This is a genomic window from Streptomyces sp. NPDC039462 (genome assembly GCF_055639375.1).
Genome location: NZ_JBVKAO010000004.1, coordinates 535,519 through 551,459 on the forward strand (window position 1 = coordinate 535,519; position 15,941 = coordinate 551,459).

15 protein-coding genes and 1 tRNA gene are annotated in these 15,941 nt (G+C 69.4%); 9 read left to right on the forward strand and 7 right to left on the reverse strand.

What is annotated here, in order from left to right; translation table 11 throughout:
• Positions 1-334 precede the first annotated feature (334 nt).
• The 3 genes from ACZ7LU_RS24865 to ACZ7LU_RS24875 form a co-directional block, all read right to left on the reverse strand.
• Positions 335-1,711, reverse strand: a complete 1,377-nt coding sequence (locus ACZ7LU_RS24865) for an RHS repeat domain-containing protein (protein ID WP_471918054.1) — start codon at positions 1,709-1,711, stop codon at positions 335-337.
• A gap of 61 nt (positions 1,712-1,772) precedes the next feature.
• Positions 1,773-1,846, reverse strand: a tRNA-Pro gene (locus tag ACZ7LU_RS24870).
• Between the two features lie 154 nt (positions 1,847-2,000).
• Positions 2,001-2,927 carry a metallophosphoesterase gene (locus ACZ7LU_RS24875; RefSeq protein ID WP_398302304.1) on the reverse strand — a complete coding sequence of 309 codons (927 nt, stop codon included), beginning with the start codon at positions 2,925-2,927 and terminating at the stop codon, positions 2,001-2,003.
• 151 nt (positions 2,928-3,078) lie between these two features.
• On the opposite strand from ACZ7LU_RS24875, the gene ACZ7LU_RS24880 reads away from it, so the two are divergent.
• The gene (locus ACZ7LU_RS24880; RefSeq protein WP_398302306.1) at positions 3,079-3,543 is read left to right on the forward strand and encodes a GatB/YqeY domain-containing protein; all 465 of its coding nucleotides are present in this window, start codon (positions 3,079-3,081) and stop codon (positions 3,541-3,543) included.
• 108 nt (positions 3,544-3,651) lie between these two features.
• On the opposite strand, the gene ACZ7LU_RS24885 is transcribed toward ACZ7LU_RS24880, so the two are convergent.
• Positions 3,652-5,997: a transglycosylase domain-containing protein gene (locus ACZ7LU_RS24885; protein ID WP_471918055.1), complete on the reverse strand. Its 2,346-nt coding sequence runs from the start codon at positions 5,995-5,997 to the stop codon at positions 3,652-3,654.
• Positions 5,998-6,381: 384 nt separating this feature from the next.
• On the opposite strand from ACZ7LU_RS24885, the gene ACZ7LU_RS24890 reads away from it, so the two are divergent.
• Complete coding sequence (locus ACZ7LU_RS24890) at positions 6,382-6,726, forward strand: WhiB family transcriptional regulator (protein ID WP_030782081.1); 345 nt, start codon at positions 6,382-6,384, stop codon at positions 6,724-6,726.
• Positions 6,727-6,784: 58 nt separating this feature from the next.
• Here ACZ7LU_RS24890 and bagB read toward each other — a convergent pair whose 3' ends face one another.
• Together bagB and bagA are read right to left on the reverse strand one after the other, a co-directional pair.
• A complete protein-coding gene (bagB, locus tag ACZ7LU_RS24895) occupies positions 6,785-8,212 on the reverse strand; it encodes an ATPase BagB (protein ID WP_468090802.1) in 1,428 nt (475 codons plus the stop codon).
• Positions 8,209-9,189 (reverse strand): ATPase BagA, encoded by a 981-nt coding sequence (gene bagA, locus ACZ7LU_RS24900; protein ID WP_398302312.1) that lies wholly within the window; start codon positions 9,187-9,189, stop codon positions 8,209-8,211. Before bagA ends, bagB begins: the two co-directional genes overlap by 4 nt.
• 82 nt (positions 9,190-9,271) lie before the next feature.
• Here bagA and ACZ7LU_RS24905 point away from each other — a divergent pair, with 82 nt between their 5' ends.
• From ACZ7LU_RS24905 to ACZ7LU_RS24920, 4 genes are all read left to right on the forward strand, one after another.
• Positions 9,272-9,433, forward strand: a complete 162-nt coding sequence (locus tag ACZ7LU_RS24905) for a DUF4177 domain-containing protein (RefSeq protein WP_003975360.1) — start codon at positions 9,272-9,274, stop codon at positions 9,431-9,433.
• Positions 9,430-9,900, forward strand: coding sequence for a RidA family protein (locus ACZ7LU_RS24910; RefSeq protein WP_362987746.1), 471 nt, complete (start codon positions 9,430-9,432; stop codon positions 9,898-9,900). The genes ACZ7LU_RS24905 and ACZ7LU_RS24910 overlap by 4 nt, the downstream gene beginning before the upstream one ends.
• A 174-nt stretch (positions 9,901-10,074) precedes the next feature.
• Entirely contained in the window at positions 10,075-10,944 is an 870-nt protein-coding gene (locus tag ACZ7LU_RS24915; protein ID WP_468090806.1) for an NUDIX hydrolase, read from the forward strand.
• 46 nt (positions 10,945-10,990) lie between these two features.
• A complete protein-coding gene (locus ACZ7LU_RS24920; protein WP_398302314.1) occupies positions 10,991-11,821 on the forward strand; it encodes an MBL fold metallo-hydrolase in 831 nt (276 codons plus the stop codon).
• Positions 11,822-11,917: 96 nt separating this feature from the next.
• On the opposite strand, the gene ACZ7LU_RS24925 is transcribed toward ACZ7LU_RS24920, so the two are convergent.
• The gene (locus ACZ7LU_RS24925) at positions 11,918-12,592 is read right to left on the reverse strand and encodes a Crp/Fnr family transcriptional regulator (RefSeq protein WP_016642758.1); all 675 of its coding nucleotides are present in this window, start codon (positions 12,590-12,592) and stop codon (positions 11,918-11,920) included.
• Between the two features lie 358 nt (positions 12,593-12,950).
• Here ACZ7LU_RS24925 and nth point away from each other — a divergent pair, with 358 nt between their 5' ends.
• The 3 genes from nth to ACZ7LU_RS24940 all read left to right on the forward strand — a co-directional run bounded on the left by nth (position 12,951) and on the right by ACZ7LU_RS24940 (position 15,926).
• Positions 12,951-13,826, forward strand: a complete 876-nt coding sequence (gene nth, locus ACZ7LU_RS24930; RefSeq protein ID WP_471918056.1) for an endonuclease III — start codon at positions 12,951-12,953, stop codon at positions 13,824-13,826.
• Between the two features lie 77 nt (positions 13,827-13,903).
• Entirely contained in the window at positions 13,904-14,671 is a 768-nt protein-coding gene (locus tag ACZ7LU_RS24935) for an NUDIX hydrolase (protein WP_468090813.1), read from the forward strand.
• A 49-nt stretch (positions 14,672-14,720) separates the two neighbouring features.
• Positions 14,721-15,926 carry a MarP family serine protease gene (locus ACZ7LU_RS24940; RefSeq protein ID WP_471918057.1) on the forward strand — a complete coding sequence of 402 codons (1,206 nt, stop codon included), beginning with the start codon at positions 14,721-14,723 and terminating at the stop codon, positions 15,924-15,926.
• Positions 15,927-15,941: the final 15 nt, after the last annotated feature.

A 15,941-nucleotide genomic window follows, 5' to 3' on the forward strand; every position in this document is an offset into this window, starting at 1 on the left:
ACCCGAACTCACTTGATTGGGACTGGGCACCCCCCAGCCACCCACCTGGGCCTCCCGATGGCCGTTGACACCGCACGAGACCGTGTGCGACTCGAACCTCCATCAATGAATCAAAAGTCCTGGAGGGGACCGTCATTCCAGGGTCTGCCGCCAGTGGGCCGCACCACAACTGCCACCGGGCCGAAGGGGAGTTCGCCGCAACACCGGTGACCGCTACGACTCGATCACGACCTGCCTGGAAATCTGCATGCTGCACCTGGCCCCGGAGACGCGATCGTCTTCGACGACTACGCCGCCCCCGACCGGCACAGCACTGACCGGCGTCTGCGGTTCGTCACTTGACCCCTCGAAGAGGGCCAAAATGCGATGGCGCATCGAGCCATTCGTAATCTTCATGCCATTTGCAGCTTCCGGCGTAGATTTTCCCGATTCCGCCGTTGATCAGGAAGAGCTTGCATGGAACGCCGTACTCGATGGAAGCGCCTGCAGGTAGGTCATTCTCTGAGACCGGGAGTTCGTCAATGGTGAGCGCATTCAATGCATGCGGGAGCTCCATGTGGCGAACTCTCGAAAAAAGCACGTCGATTCGGCTGTCCGTGTCATCTCGCTGCCCGCTTCGCAGCAGAAGCTGCGCATAGCTGAACGTGTAGTGCCAAACCTCAAAGTTGCGTTCCCAGCTGGCGATCCGCATTCTTGATGCTCCGTATTCATTCGCGCGCTCATTCATATTCCGCACGGCCTTGCGGTTGCTCAGCCCCAGGGCGATGCAAGGCGTCAGGCCCATGGGGTCCGCCCATGCAATGGGGTTGCGCACGTACGTAACCGCGTTGGGGGCTGGGGTAAGGCCGAGCGGGTCGGGTGTGAGATAGCGGGCGGTGGCAGGGTCGTAGTAGCGGTGAACGTTGTAGTGATGGCCAGTTTCCCGGTCGAAGTATTGCCCCGGGAAACGCAAGGGGGTGTATGCGGAACTCAGTCGAGACCATGTAGTAGTGCCCCACAGGCTGGTACGCGTGTGCCACGCTATGTTGCCGTCGGTGCCGATGAGCTCAGTCGGGGTGCCGACGAGGTCTGTGGCTATCGCGAAGAATCGGGCGTCGATCTCTTCCTGCGTGATCGCATCCAGACGGCGTTCTGTCTGCCCGACCGGGTGCAGGCCATCGTGGTCCCAAGTGAGGGCGACGGAGCCCTGCCATTGTTCCGGAGCAGTGGTGATTTCCTCGATGAGGACCGAGCCGGCCCAGGTGAACGTGGTCTGCTCGACGGTCGAATCGCCATTCTCAGCGAGACGCAGCTTCGCCGTTCGCCGCCCGAGAGGGTCGTAGGTATAGCGCCAGCGAGTTCCGTCAGGTGTGGTGACCTCCGTAAGTTGGTTGTCGGAGTTCCAGACGTAGTGCCAGGCGTCGGGCTTGCGGGAGAGGCGAGTCTTCTGCCGCAGCGTAAGGCGGCCGGCGGCATCGTATTCGTAGCGGATACTCCCCGCAGTGATGAGGCGGGTGCCGTTGTAGTTCCGCTCGCCGCGGGCGTCGTCGTCCGGGCGGGTATCCGGCCAGGCAGCCGAGGTTTGGTTGCCGACAGCGTCGTAGGCGTAGGTCTCGGACCACTTGCGTGCGCTCACACCGGTGACCCGGCCGAGCGGGTCGAGGTCGTAGCGGCACAGTCCTCCGGGAGACCTCGACCAAGATCTTCTCCCGGATTGCTCACAAACGATCACTGGATACGCAGGAAGGGCCTGATCCGAATTCGGATCAGGCCCTTGACCTGGTACTTCACTGTCGGGGTGGCGGGATTTGAACCCACGACCTCTTCGTCCCGAACGAAGCGCGCTGCCAAGCTGCGCTACACCCCGATGTCGTTGGCCCACTGCCTGCGGTGCAGGTCGTGGCGACATCGATTACTTTAGCGGACCGGCGGCCGGAGACGAAATCCGGTTTCCTCGGGGTGGGGCTGGGCGGGGCCGGCCAGGGCTCGCGGGGCGGGGGAGAGGGGGAAGAGGGGCCGCCTCAGTCTCGCGGTGCCAGCGTCAGCAGCGTCGCCTCCGGAGGGCAAGCGAAGCGCATCGGGGTGTAGCGGCTCGCGCCGCAGCCCGCGGAGACGTGCAGGTAAGACTTCCTGCCCTCCGCCTCGTGGCGGGAGAGGCCCTTCACGCGGTCCGTGTCCAGGTCGCAGTTGGTGACCAGGGCGCCGTAGAAGGGGATGCAGAGCTGGCCGCCGTGGGTGTGGCCGGCGAGGATCAAGGGGTAGCCGTCCGCCGTGAACGCGTCCAGGGAGCGCAGGTACGGGGCGTGCACGATGCCCATCGAGAAGTCCGCGCCGGAGTCCGGGCCGCCCGCCACGTGCGCGTACCGGTCGCGCTTGATGTGCGGGTCGTCCAGGCCGGTGAGGCCGATCTCGTAGCCCTCGATCTTCAGCGAGCCGCGGGTGTTCGTGAGGTTCACCCAGCCCGCCTCGTCGAAGCCGTCGCGCAGGCCCTCCCACGGGTTGTGGATGACGCCGACCGCGGGGGCGTTGCCGTTCAGGCCGTGCTTGCCCTGTGCCTTTTCGAGCAGGTAGCGGGCGGGGTTGCGCAGCCTCGGGCCGTAGTAGTCGTTCGAGCCGAAGACGTACGCCCCGGGGAACTCCATCAGCGGGCCCAGCGCGTCCAGCGTCTCCGGGACGCCCTCCGGGTCGGACAGGTTGTCGCCCGTGTTGATCACGAAGTCGGGCCGCAGCCCCGCCAGCGAGCGCAGCCACCGCTGCTTCTTGCGCTGTCCCGACACCATGTGGATGTCGGAGACCTGGAGGACCCGCAGGGGACGCATCCCCGACGGCAGTACGGGCACCGTGACCCGCCTCAACCGGAAAGAACGGGGCTCGATGCCGAACGAGTAGGCGAGACCGGCCGCGGCCGTCGCCGTGATGCCCAGAGGTACTGCGTATCGCGCGCGCATCCCCCCATCGTGTCAGACCCCCGCCGGCCCTCGATCCGGAGGGCGTTCAGGGTCAACCCCCGCCCCGTTCAGGGCCGATGCCCGCCCCCGGCAGGCCGACCGAGCGGAAATCGGGGGGCAGGCAACTCTCCGCACCTGCCACAATCAACCCATGACCACCCTCAAGGCGAAGCTGCACGAAGACCTCACCGCCGCGATCCGGGGGCGCGACGAGCTGCGCTCCTCGACGCTCCGGCTGACCCTCACCGCGATCACGAAGGAGGAGGTCGCGGGCAAGGAGGCACGCGAGCTCTCCGACGACGAGGTGCAGAAGGTGATCGCCCGCGAGGCGAAGAAGCGCCGCGAGGCCGCCGAGGCCTTCGCCGAGGGCGGCCGCGCCGAGCAGGCCGCGAAGGAGAAGGCGGAGGGCGAGATCCTCGCCGAGTACCTCCCGAAGCAGCTCTCCGACGACGAGCTCCAGGAGATCGTCGCCCAGGCCGTGGCGGAGGCCAAGGCCGCCGGTGCGGAGGGGCCGCGCGCCATGGGTCAGGTCATGAAGATCGTGAATCCGAAGGTCGCGGGTCTGGCCGAGGGCGGCCGCGTCGCCGCCACGGTCAAGAAGCTCCTCGCGGGCTGAGAGCCGATCCCTCGCCTTCACAGAGGGAAGGGTCCGTACGGCGATGAGGGCGCCCCCTGCCTCAGGGGGCGCCCTCATCCACGTATCAGCCGATGCAGCGAGCCGGGACTACCGCGGCCAGCCCCCGCCGATCCCGCCCCCGATGCCGTTCCCGCCGCCACCGTGACCGCCACCGCCACCGTTCCCGTTCCCGCCGAGCACGTCCGGCGGGATCGAGAAGCCGGGCCAGGGCTCGCCGCCGCCCCCACCGCCGATCCCGCCACCGTCACTGCCGCCGCCGCCATTGCCCCCGCCGGGACCGCCGGGACCAGTACCGCCGCCACCGTTTCCGCTGCCGCCGTCACCCCCCGGCTTCCCGTCGTCGTGGCCGCCGCCGTGGTCCCGGTCCTTGCTCTTGCCGCCGGGGATGTGGACGGTGTTGAAGCCCGGCGCCGGCTTGCCCGCGAGGGCGCCGCTCATCGCGTCGCGCCAGATCGGGCCCGGCACCTCGCCACCGAACACCTTGTCGTACGGGACGCCGCCGATGGTGATGTCGACCATCTGCCGCTTGTGCATCGGGTCGCCGACCCAGACCGCGCCCGACATGTTCGGGGTGTAGCCCACGAACCAGGCGGCGTAGCGATAGTCGGTCGTACCCGTCTTGCCCGCGCTCGGGCGGGAGCCGAGACCCGCCTTCTTGCCCGTGCCGTCCTCGACCACGCCCTGGAGCAGCGTGTTGATGGTGTCGGCCGTCTTCTCCGACATGGCGCGCGAGCACGTCGACTTCGGCACCGGCAGCGACTTGCCGCCGAGCGTCGTGATCGACTCGATGGCGATCGGCGTGCAGTACGTGCCGCGCGAGGCGAAGGTCGCGTACGCGCCCGCCATCGTCAGCGGTGACATCTCCTGGGTGCCGAGGGCGATCGACGGCGCCTGCACGATCTCCTTGCCGTCGGCCCGCTTCACGCCCATCTTGTCGGCCAGCTTCGTCACCGGGCAGATGCCGATGTCGCCGATGAGCTGCACGTAGTAGGTGTTGACCGACTTCGCGGTCGCTTCCTCCATGCCGTAAGGGCCGACCTCGGACTCGTTCTCGTTGGTCAGCTTCGCGCCGCCCGAGTTCCGCCACTCCTTGCCGTCACAGGTCGCCACCCGCTCCGGATACGGCATCTCGTACGGGGACGAGTAACTCTGCCCCGCCGACTTGCCGCCCTCCAGGGCCGCCGCCGCGACGATCGGCTTGAACGTCGAACCGGGCTGATAGCCCGCGCCGCCGCCCATGGAGTCGTCCACGGAGAGGTTGATCGTGGTCTCGTCCTTCTTGAAGCCGTACGGACGGGACTGGCCCATGCCCAGGATCTTGCCCGTGCCCGGCTCGACGATGGTGGCGGCGGTCGCCACGTCGTCGGTCTTGTTCACGTGATCCTTTATCGAGGCCTGCACCGAGTCCTGGGCCTGCGGATCCAGCGTGGTGCGGACCTTCAGGCCGCCCCGGTTCCAGACCTTGGCCCGCTCTTCCTTCGTCTTGCCGAAGACCGGGTCGTTGAGGAACACCTCGCGCACGTAGTCGCAGAAGAAGCCGGCGCCGCTGACCGAGGTGATGCAGCCGTTCTTGGGGCGGCTCACCTTCAGGCCGAGGTCGGTCTTCTTCGCCTCGTCGGCCTCCGCCTGCGAGATGTCGTGCGTGTCGGCCATCCGCTGCAGCACCACGTTGCGCCGCTTGGTGGCCTCGGCCGCGTCGTTGACCGGGTCGTACCTGCTGGGGGACTGCACGATGCCGGCGAGGAGCGCGGCCTCCTGCACCTTCAGGTCCTTGGCGTGCTTGGAGAAGTACCGCTGGGCCGCGGCCTCGATGCCGTACGCCTGCTGACCGAAGTACGTGATGTTCAGGTAGTTCTTGAGGATGCGCTTCTTGCCGAGCTTGTCCTCGACCTGGATCGCGTACTTCAGCTCGCGGATCTTGCGGCCCAGCGTCTGCTGCGTGGCCTCGGCGACCTTCGTCGGGTCGTCGCCGGCCTCCTCCACGAAGACGTTCTTCACGTACTGCTGCGTGAGCGTGGACGCGCCCTGCGAGACGCCGCCGCTCTGCGCGTTCTGGTTGAGGGCGCGCAGGATGCCCTTGAGGTCGACCGCGCCGTGCTCGTAGAAGCGGGCGTCCTCGATCGCGACGATCGCCTTCTGCATGTACGGCGAGATGTCCTTGAGCGGCACGACCGTGCGGTCACGTGAGTAGACCGTCGCGATCTGCCCGCCCTTGTTGTCCAGGATCGTGGTGCGCTGACTGAGCGGCGGCTGTTTGAGGTTGGCGGGGATCTCGTCGAACGACTCGACCGAGCCCTTGGCCGCCAGGCCCAGTGCCCCGGCCGCGGGCAGGGCGATCCCGGCCAGCACCGCACCCGCCAGGACGCTGACTCCTAGGAACTTCGCGGCCTGCTGAGTTGGTGACAGACCACCGCCCGAGCGCTTCTTTCCCATGAGGGCAGCCTACGTTCTGATTCGCCGGACAGGCCTTAATGCCTTGGCCTAAGCTGCTCCCAACTGTCACAGCGGTGCGGTTCGGCAACAAGCCCTGCATCGCTTCCGGATCCGACGAATTCCTGTCCGAATTCGCCTCATGTGGCGCCCGTCGTCCGTTGTGACTCAACTGAACTGTCCCGGAATGCCGGGTTCCTCACGGATGTCGCCCGCTCACTCCGTCGGGTGATCTGCCGCTTACGCATAGTCCGTTCGGGCCATCCAAGATTGGGCCCGAAGGGGGTGTTGCGCTGTGCCCACCTTCCGTAACGTCCTCAACTGGCGGCGGTGCATATGCCGCTGCCGCCGTGGGGGAGCCTCGATTCGGGAGAGGACGGCGCCGGTATGGGCTGGGTAACCGACTGGAGTGCGCAGGCGGCCTGCCGCACTACCGATCCGGATGAACTGTTCGTTCAAGGAGCAGCGCAGAACAGGGCCAAGGCGGTGTGCACCGGATGTCCGGTGCGGACCGAGTGCCTTGCCGACGCGCTGGACAATCGCGTCGAGTTCGGCGTGTGGGGTGGCATGACGGAGCGGGAGCGTCGCGCTTTGCTGCGCAGGCGTCCCACCGTCACCTCATGGCGCAGGCTCCTGGAGACAGCGCGCTCCGAGTACGAGCGCGGCGCGGGCCTGCTGCCCGTGGACTTGGAGGACGAGGAGACGTACGAGAGCTACGCGGCGGTGGGGTAGGCCGTCAGGGCGATGAAACCTGATCCGGGGTGTCCGGGCCGGTGAACCCCACGTTCCGTCAGCCCGCCAGCCGGTCCCCTACGGCCCGGAGCCCCGCAAGGTCATGCACATCCCCGGGCAGCGCGGCCACTTCGGCGACCGCCACCTCGGGGTGGCGCGCGGTGAAGCGATCGCGCGTGCGCTGCTCCCGTGTGAGCAGCTGCATGCGCTCCGCGTGCAGCCGCAGCAGAGCCGCGGTCAACTGCTCGACGGACGGGTCGGGTGCCGCAGGGGTCTTCGTGGCGGCCGTGACGGCAGGGTTCTCAGTGACGGCAGGGTTCTCCGTGACCGCGGGGGGCTCGCTGGTCGCGGAGTCTGCGGTGGTCGCTGCGGTGGTCGCGGGGTCCTCGGACGGTGCGGGGTCCTCGGACGGCGCGGGAGCCTCGGCGGGCCCGGGGTCTTCTGGAGTCGCGGGTTCCTCTGAAGTCGCCTGATTATCGTGGGAGTTACGAACTCCTACCTTCCCCTCCCCCTGATCCACAATGCCGCTCTCCTCAAGATTTTCCGCGGCGGCGAGTGCCCGCTCGGCCGACAGCTGAGCGGCGCCGCTGCCATGCACCCGGTTCAGTACGAGACCGGCCAGCGGCATGTCGTCCGCGGCGAGGCGCTCCACGAAGTACGCGGCCTCCCGCAGCGCGTCCCGCTCCGGCGAGGCCACCACCAGGAACGCCGTGCCGGGCGCCTGCAGCAGCCGGTATGTCGCGTCCGCCCGCGTACGGAAACCGCCGAACATGCTGTCCATGGCCGTGACGAACATCTGTACGTCACGCAGCAGCTGCCCGCCGAGCAGCTTGCCGAGGGCCCCCGTCATCATCGACATGCCGACGTTCAGGAACTTCATCCCGGCCCGGCCGCCCACCTTCGCCGGCGCCATGAGGAGCCGGATCAACTTCCCGTCCAGGAAGGATCCGAGGCGCTTCGGGGCGTCGAGGAAGTCCAGCGCCGAGCGCGAGGGCGGCGTGTCCACGACGATCAGGTCCCACTCGTCCCGGGACCGCAGCTGCCCCAGCTTCTCCATCGCCATGTACTCCTGCGTGCCCGCGAAGCCCGCCGAAAGCGACTGGTAGAAGGGGTTGTCGAGGATCGCCCTTGCGCGCTCCTTGTCCGTGTGCGCCTCGACGATCTCGTCGAAGGTGCGCTTCATGTCGAGCATCATGGCGTGCAGCTCACCGGTGCCGTCGATCGCCTTGACCTGCCGCGGGACGTTGTCCAGGGAGTCGATGCCCATGGACTGGGCGAGCCTGCGCGCCGGGTCGATGGTGAGCACGACGACCTTGCGGCCCCGCTCCGCCGCGCGCAGCCCGATCGCGGCCGCCGTGGTCGTCTTGCCGACGCCGCCGGATCCGCAGCACACCACGATGCGGGTCTTCGGGTCGTCGATCAGGGAGTCCACGTCCAGCACGCGGCCGGGGGCCAGCGTCCGTGCCGCTTCCTGGCTGCTCGTCATGCGATCCCTTGCTTCCGCAGTTCCGTGGCGAGTTCGTAGAGGCCCGCCAGGTCCATCCCGCCGGTGAGCAGCGGGAGTTCGTGCAGAGGCTGACCGAATCCGGTCAGCTGGGCGCGCTGGTCGCGCTCTAGGGCGTACCGCTCGGCGTACTCCGCGGCCTGCTCCAGGAGCGGATCGACCAGCCGCTCGGCGCCGCCGCCGCGGCGCGCACCGCCGAGCCCGGCGGCCGACAGTGACTTGGCGATGGCTGTACGGGGCGTCCGGTCGAGGCCGCGCTCCAGCGAGGCGTCGCCCAGCAGGGCCGGACGCACCATGTTGACGATGACCCGGCCCACGGGCAGCTGCGCGGCCCGCAGCTCGGCGATCCCGTCGGCGGTCTCCTGGACCGGCATCTCCTCCAGGAGGGTCACCAGGTGCACGGCCGTCTCGGGGGACTTCAGGACCCGCATCACGGCCTGCGCCTGATTGTGTATCGGGCCGATCTTCGCGAGCCCGGCGACCTCGTCGTTCACGTTCAGGAAGCGGGTGATGCGGCCGGTCGGCGGGGCGTCCATCACCACGCAGTCGTACGCGTACCGCCCACTCTTGTCCTTCCGGCGTACGGCTTCGCAGGCCTTGCCGGTCAGCAGCACGTCCCGGAGGCCCGGCGCGATGGTGGTGGCGAAGTCGATGGCGCCGAGCTTCTTCAGGGCCCGGCCCGCGCCCCCCAGTTTGTAGAACATCTGGAGGTAGTCGAGCAGCGCGAGCTCGGGATCGATGGCGAGGGCATACACCTCCCCGCCCCCGGGAGCGACGGCGATCTTCCGCTCCTCATAGGGCAGCGCTTCGGTTTCGAAGAGCTGCGCGATGCCCTGCCTGCCCTCGACCTCGACGAGGAGGGTGCGTTTGCCCTCCGTCGCCAGGGCGAGCGCGAGGGCCGCGGCCACCGTGGTCTTGCCGGTACCGCCCTTGCCACTGACGACCTGGAGCCTGCTCACCCTTCCGAGCCTAACCAGTCGCCGCCCGGACCATGCAGGAGCCCACCCTGAGCAGCCCCCGACACCGACTACAGTCGGCCACATGACCAAGTGGGAATACGCAACCGTGCCTCTGCTCGTCCACGCCACGAAGCAGATTCTGGACACCTGGGGCGAGGACGGCTGGGAGCTGGTCCAGGTCGTGCCCGGGCCGAACAACCCCGAGCAGCTCGTCGCCTACCTGAAGCGGGAGAAGCAGGCATGAGCGGCGCAGTCGAGGCCCGCCTCGCCGAGCTCGGCCTGACCCTGCCGGAGGTCGTGCCGCCGCTGGCCTCGTACCAGCCGGCCGTCCAGTCCGGCGTGTACGTCTACACCGCGGGCCAGCTCCCGATGGTGGACGGCAAGCTCGCCGTGACCGGCAAGGTCGGCGGCGAGGTCACCCCGGAGGAGGCCAAGGACCTGGCCCGCACCTGCGCGCTGAACGCGCTGGCCGCGGTCAAGTCGGTCGCCGGTGACCTGGACCGCGTCGCGCGTGTCGTGAAGGTCGTCGGCTTCGTCGCGTCGGCCCCGGACTTCACCGGGCAGCCCGGCGTGATCAACGGCGCCAGCGAACTCCTCGGCGAGGTCTTCGGCGACAAGGGCGTGCACGCCCGCAGCGCCGTGGGCGTCGCCGTGCTGCCGCTGGACGCCCCGGTGGAGGTCGAGTTCCAGGTGGAGCTCACAGAGGCGTAAACAGGTGGAGCTCACAGAGGCGTAAAACGGTCGCTCCGGAGAAACAGTCCCTCCGGAGAAACCGTCCCTCCGGAGAAACCGTCCCTCCGGAGTGGCCGTTCACACCGAGCGGCACTCCGTAGGGCCCGATTGTTGCCTCTCGAACATCAGCCCACTAGGGGATAGCCTCCGCCCATGGCAAATGGGCAGTGGTACCCCCCGGAGTGGCCCGACCGCATCCGCGCCCTCGCGAGCGGCGAGCTGACTCCGGCCACCCCGCGCCGCGCCGCGACCGTCATGCTGCTCAGGGACGGCACGGAGGGCGCTGAAGTACACATGCTGCGCAGACGCGCCTCCATGGCCTTCGCCGGAGGCGCGTACGCGTATCCGGGCGGCGGTGTCGACCCGCGCGACGACGACCACCTGGTGCGCTGGGCAGGGCCCCCGCGCGCGTCCTGGGCGGCCCGGCTCGGCGTCGAGGACGAGGCCGCCGCCCAGGCGATCGTCTGCGCCGCGGTCCGCGAGACGTACGAAGAAGCGGGCGTCCTGCTCGCGGGGCCGACTCCGGAGACGGTGGTCGGCGACACCACGGGCGACGACTGGGAGGCGGACCGCGAGGCCCTGGTGGCCCGTGACCTGTCCTTCGCGGAGTTCCTGGACCGCCGCGGCCTCCACCTGCGCAGCGACCTCCTCGCCGCGTGGGCCCGCTGGATCACCCCCGAGTTTGAGCCCAGGCGTTACGACACGTTCTTCTTCGTGGCCGCGCTCCCCGAGGGCCAGCGCACCCGCAACGCTTCCACGGAGGCCGACCGCACGGTCTGGATCCGCCCGGCGGAGGCGGCCGCCGGCTACGACGAGGGCGAGCTCCTGATGATGCCGCCCACCATCGCGACCCTGCGCGCCCTGAGCGCCCACCCGACGCCCCAGGCGGCCCTCGCCGCCGCCCCCTCCCAGGACATGACACCGGTCCTCGCGCAAGCCCACCTGGAGAACGGCGCATTGGTCCTCTCCTGGCCGGGCCACGACGAGTTCACCAAGCACATCGCCGCGGGCAGCGAGCGGTGACCTCACCCTGCCACCCCCGCCCAGACAGGACAGGAGTCACCCCCGCATGACCGATGCCGCCGCCCTCCCCGGCCAGCCCCGCGGCGGAGTCCTCACCGGCCCCGCCACCGCCCGCGCGGTCAACGTCCTCGCGCCCAACCCCTCCGCGATGACCCTGGACGGCACGAACACCTGGATCGTCTCCGAGCCGGACTCCCCGCTGGCGGTGGTCATAGACCCGGGGCCGCTGGACGACGCCCACCTGAGCCGCGTCGTCGAGACGGCCGAGAAGATGGGCAAGCGCGTCGCCCTGACCCTGCTCACCCACGGCCACCCCGACCACGCGGAGGGCGCCTCCCGCTTCGCGGAGCTGACGCGCACCCACGTACGCGCCCTGGACCCCGCCCTGCGCCTCGGCGACGAGGGCCTGGCGGCCGGCGACGTCATCACCACGGGAGGCCTGGAGCTGCGCGTCGTCGCCACCCCCGGCCACACGGCGGACTCGCTCTGCTTCCACCTCCCCGCCGACCGCGCGGTCCTGACGGGCGACACAATCCTCGGACGCGGCACGACGGTCGTGGCGCACCCCGACGGCCGCCTCGGCGACTATCTGGACTCCCTGCGCCGGCTGCGCTCCCTGACGGTCGACGACGGCGTCCACACGGTCCTGCCGGGGCACGGGCCGGTCCTCGAGGACGCCCAGGGGGCCGTCGAGTTCTATCTGGCGCACCGCGCCCACCGGCTGGCGCAGGTCGAGACGGCCGTGGAGAACGGCCACACGGAGGCCGCGGACGTCGTCGCACACGTGTACGCCGACGTGGACCGCTCCCTGTGGCCGGCCGCGGAGCTCTCGGTCCGGGCGCAGTTGGACTACCTGCGGGAACACGGGCTGATCTGACGGCCGGAAAACGCGATGGGTCCCGCCTCCGAAGAGGCGGGACCCATCCACGTACAGAACGTGTCAGAACACGTCAGGCCACCTGGAGAACAAGCGTCAGCGCGACCGCTTGGCCAGGCGCTCGACGTCCAGCAGGATCACGGCGCGGGCCTCGAGCCGCAGCCAGCCGCGACCGGCGAAGTCGGCGAGCGCCTTGTTGACCGTCTCGCGGGAGGCGCCGACCAGCTGGGCGAGCTCTTCCTGCGTGAGGTCGTGCACGACGTGGATGCCCTCTTCGGACTGCACGCCGAAGCGGCGCGACAGGTCGAGGAGCGCGCGGGCCACGCGGCCGGGCACGTCGGAGAAGACGAGGTCGGACATCTGGTCATTGGTCTTGCGCAGGCGCCGGGCGACGGCGCGCAGCAGCGCGGCGGCCACCTCGGGCCGGGCGTTCAGCCAGGGCTGGAGGTCGCCGTGGCCGAGGCCGAGCAGCTTCACCTCGGTGAGGGCGGAGGCCGTGGCGGTCCGCGGGCCGGGGTCGAAGAGCGAGAGCTCACCGATCAGCTCGCCGGGGCCGAGCACCGCGAGCATGTTCTCGCGGCCGTCGGGCGAGGTGCGGTGGAGCTTCACCTTGCCCTCGGTGACCACGTACAGCCGGTCTCCGGGGTCGCCCTCATGGAAGAGAGCATCCCCGCGCGCGAGCGTCACCTCACTCATGGAGGCGCGGAGCTCCGCGGCCTGCTCGTCATCGAGCGCCGCGAAGAGCGGGGCGCGCCGCAGAACGTCGTCCACGAGTTCTCTCCTTGTCGACCTGCTCAGGGGATCTTGGTTCCCCGCATATCAGGGGTCCGTGTTCCCCATTTTGCCGGACGGTCCAAACAGTGTGATCAGTCACAAGTCTGCCGCACCGGCGCCGCGAGCTGTGCGGGAGGGGGCCAATTGGGGGCCGATCCATGGGGTCAGGGACGGATGTCAGTGTCGGGCTCTAGGCTGGCCGGGTGTCCAAAAAGCCGGTGAGAGCACAGGCCGAGGGGGCTGAGCCGGTGGCCGCCCTCCAGGATTCCGCTGTGGGCGAACACGCGTCCAATGCTTCCAATAAAGCGACAAAACGGACAGCTTTTCTGATGTCCCCGGCGAAGAGGTCGGCCCTGTGAGCGCGAAGAAGACGACGCCCGAGAAGAAGGCGATCCCGGAGAAGAAGGCGGCGCCCGCGAAGAAGAAGGCGGCGCCCGGGAAGGTGACCCGCGAGAAGGCGACGCCCGAGAAGCCGTCGACCGCCCTCGTCCGCCGCGCCCGGCGGATCAACCGCGAGCTCGCGGACGTGTATCCGTACGCCCACCCGGAGCTGGACTTCGAGAACCCCTTCGAGCTCCTGGTCGCCACGGTCCTCTCCGCCCAGACGACCGACCTGCGGGTCAATCAGACGACCCCGCGCCTCTTCGCCAAGTACCCGACTCCGGAGGACCTGGCCGCGGCCGTCCCCGAGGAGGTCGAGGAGCTGATCAGGCCCACCGGCTTCTTCCGGGCCAAGACCAAGTCGATCATGGGCCTGGCGAAGGCCCTGCGGGACGACTTCGGCGGTGAGGTCCCCGGCCGTGTGGACGACCTCGTCAAGCTGCCCGGAGTGGGCCGCAAGACCGCGTTCGTCGTCCTCGGCAATGCGTTCGGTGTCCCCGGCATCACCGTGGACACCCACTTCGGCCGCCTTGTCCGCCGCTGGAAGTGGACCGAGGAGACCGACCCGGAGAAGGTCGAGGCGGCCGTCGCCGCGCTCTTCCCGAAGAGCGAGTGGACGATGCTCTCGCACCGGGTGATCTTCCACGGCCGCCGCATCTGCCACTCCCGCAAGCCCGCCTGCGGCGCCTGCCCCATCGCCCCGCTCTGTCCGGCGTACGGGGAAGGTGAGACGGACCCGGAGAAGGCACAGAAGCTGCTGAAGTACGAGAAGGGCGGTTTCCCGGGCCAGCGCCTCAAGCCGCCGCCGGACTACCCGGGCAAGCCGGCACCGCCGCTCGCCGAGGGGTGAGGCGCCACGGGCGAGTACCGACAGCACCGGGTGGAACGAACCACAGGGCCAAGAGCGTTGTCCAGAGACGGACGGGGGTGCCGATGACGCACGCGAGCGACATGACGGACAGCACGACCAGCGATACCCACCTGAGCAACACCCACCCGAGCAGCACCCATGCGGGCACGAGTGACGGCAGCCCCCTGCTCAGCACCGCGGGCCTGCCCACGTGGCTGGACCCGGTCGTCCACGCCGCGCGGACCGTCGAGCCGCTCCAGCTGAGCCGCTTCCTGCCCCCGGAGAGCGGCGCCGGACGCCAGTCCGCCGTACTCGTCCTCTTCGGAGAGGGCGAAAAGGGCCCCGAGCTGCTCCTGATGGAGCGCGCGGGCTCCCTCCGTTCGCATGCGGGCCAGCCCTCCTTCCCCGGCGGCGCCCTCGACCCCGCGGACGGCGACCCGCAGGGCGAAGGGCCGCTGCGCGCCGCCCTGCGCGAGGCCGAGGAGGAGACGGGGCTCGACCCCAGGGGGGTCCAGCTCTTCGCCGTGCTGCCCCGCCTCTTCATCCCGGTGAGCGACTTCGTCGTGACCCCCGTGCTCGGCTGGTGGCGCACCCCGACACCGGTGGGCGTCGTCGATCCGAACGAGACAGCGCGGGTCTTCACGGTCCCCGTGTCCGATCTCACGGACCCGGCGAACCGGGCGACGGCGGTCCACCCCCGCGGCCACGACGGCCCGGCGTTCCTCGTCGAGTCCGCTCTGGTCTGGGGTTTCACCGCGGGCGTGATCGATAGAATCCTGCACTTCGCGGGCTGGGAGCGCCCCTGGGACCGCGGCAGGCGGGTCCCGCTCGACTGGCACGCATGACAAGGTTGCGTGGAATGGGCGACCGCGATGCGAGGCGAGGATTGAATCGGTGAACGTGCTGGACGTCCTGCTGCTGCTCGCCGCCGTGTGGTTCGCGGTCGTGGGGTACCGCCAGGGCTTCGTGGTCGGCATCCTCTCGGTGATCGGATTCCTGGGCGGCGGCCTCGTCGCCGTCTATCTGCTGCCGATCATCTGGGACGCCGTCAAGGACGACGACGCGGCCACGGTGAGTACGACCGCGGCGGTGGTGGCCGTCGTCATCGTGATCGTCTGTGCCTCGATCGGCCAGGCCTTCACCACCCACCTCGGCAACAAGCTCCGCAGATACATCACTTGGCAGCCCGCCCGCGCCCTGGACGCGACGGGCGGCGCCCTGGTGAACGTCGTGGCGATGCTCCTCGTCGCCTGGCTGATCGGCTCCGCCCTCGCGGGCACGACGCTGCCGACGCTCGGCAAGGAGGTGCGCAGCTCCAAGGTCCTCCTCGGGGTCTCCCGCGCGCTGCCGGGCCAGGCCGACACGTGGTTCAACGACTTCTCGTCGGTCCTCGCGCAGAACGGCTTCCCGCAGGTCTTCAGCCCGTTCTCGAACGAGCCCATCAAGGACGTCAGGCCCCCGGACCCCAAGCTCGCCAAGAGCAAGGTGGCGACGGAGGCCAAGCGCTCCATCGTGAAGGTCCGCGGTGAGGCCCGCAGCTGCGGCAAGGTCCTGGAAGGCACCGGATTCGTCTTCGCCGACCGCCGCGTCATGACCAACGCGCACGTGGTCGGCGGCGTGGACGAGCCGACGGTCCAGATAGGCGATCAGAACCAGGTGTACGACGCGAAGGTCGTGCTCTACGACTGGGAGCGGGACATCGCCGTACTGGACGTGCCCACGCTGAAGGCGCCCGCGCTGCGGTTCACGTCGCAGGACGCGCCCAGCGGCGCCGGCGCCATCGTCGCGGGCTTCCCCGAGGACGGGCCTTACGACGTCCGCCCCGCGCGCGTGCGCGGCCGCATCCAGGCCAAGGGCCCGGACATCTACCACCGCGGCACCGTGCGCCGTGATGTGTACTCGCTCTACGCGACGGTCCGCCAGGGCAACTCCGGCGGCCCGCTGCTCACGCCCAACGGCAAGGTCTACGGCGTGGTCTTCGCGAAGTCCCTCGACGACCCGGACACCGGGTACGTGCTGACGACGGACGAGGTGCGCGAGGACATCGAGCGCGGCCGCACCGCCAACCAAGAGGTCGACAGCCAGGGTTGCGCGCTCTAGAGCGGTGGCGGGAGG

What these genes read in the sequence shown, in the direction of transcription:
- ACZ7LU_RS24890 (WP_030782081.1), top strand. Translation starts at nt 6,382, where the DNA reads ATGGGCTGGGTAACCGACTGGAGTGCGCAGGCGGCCTGCCGCACTACC.
- ACZ7LU_RS24905 (WP_003975360.1), top strand. Translation starts at nt 9,272, where the DNA reads ATGACCAAGTGGGAATACGCAACCGTGCCTCTGCTCGTCCACGCCACG.
- ACZ7LU_RS24885 (WP_471918055.1), bottom strand. Translation starts at nt 5,997, where the DNA reads ATGGGAAAGAAGCGCTCGGGCGGTGGTCTGTCACCAACTCAGCAGGCC.
- ACZ7LU_RS24915 (WP_468090806.1), top strand. Translation starts at nt 10,075, where the DNA reads ATGGCAAATGGGCAGTGGTACCCCCCGGAGTGGCCCGACCGCATCCGC.
- ACZ7LU_RS24880 (WP_398302306.1), top strand. Translation starts at nt 3,079, where the DNA reads ATGACCACCCTCAAGGCGAAGCTGCACGAAGACCTCACCGCCGCGATC.
- ACZ7LU_RS24910 (WP_362987746.1), top strand. Translation starts at nt 9,430, where the DNA reads ATGAGCGGCGCAGTCGAGGCCCGCCTCGCCGAGCTCGGCCTGACCCTG.
- ACZ7LU_RS24920 (WP_398302314.1), top strand. Translation starts at nt 10,991, where the DNA reads ATGACCGATGCCGCCGCCCTCCCCGGCCAGCCCCGCGGCGGAGTCCTC.
- ACZ7LU_RS24875 (WP_398302304.1), bottom strand. Translation starts at nt 2,927, where the DNA reads ATGCGCGCGCGATACGCAGTACCTCTGGGCATCACGGCGACGGCCGCG.
- bagB (WP_468090802.1), bottom strand. Translation starts at nt 8,212, where the DNA reads ATGACGAGCAGCCAGGAAGCGGCACGGACGCTGGCCCCCGGCCGCGTG.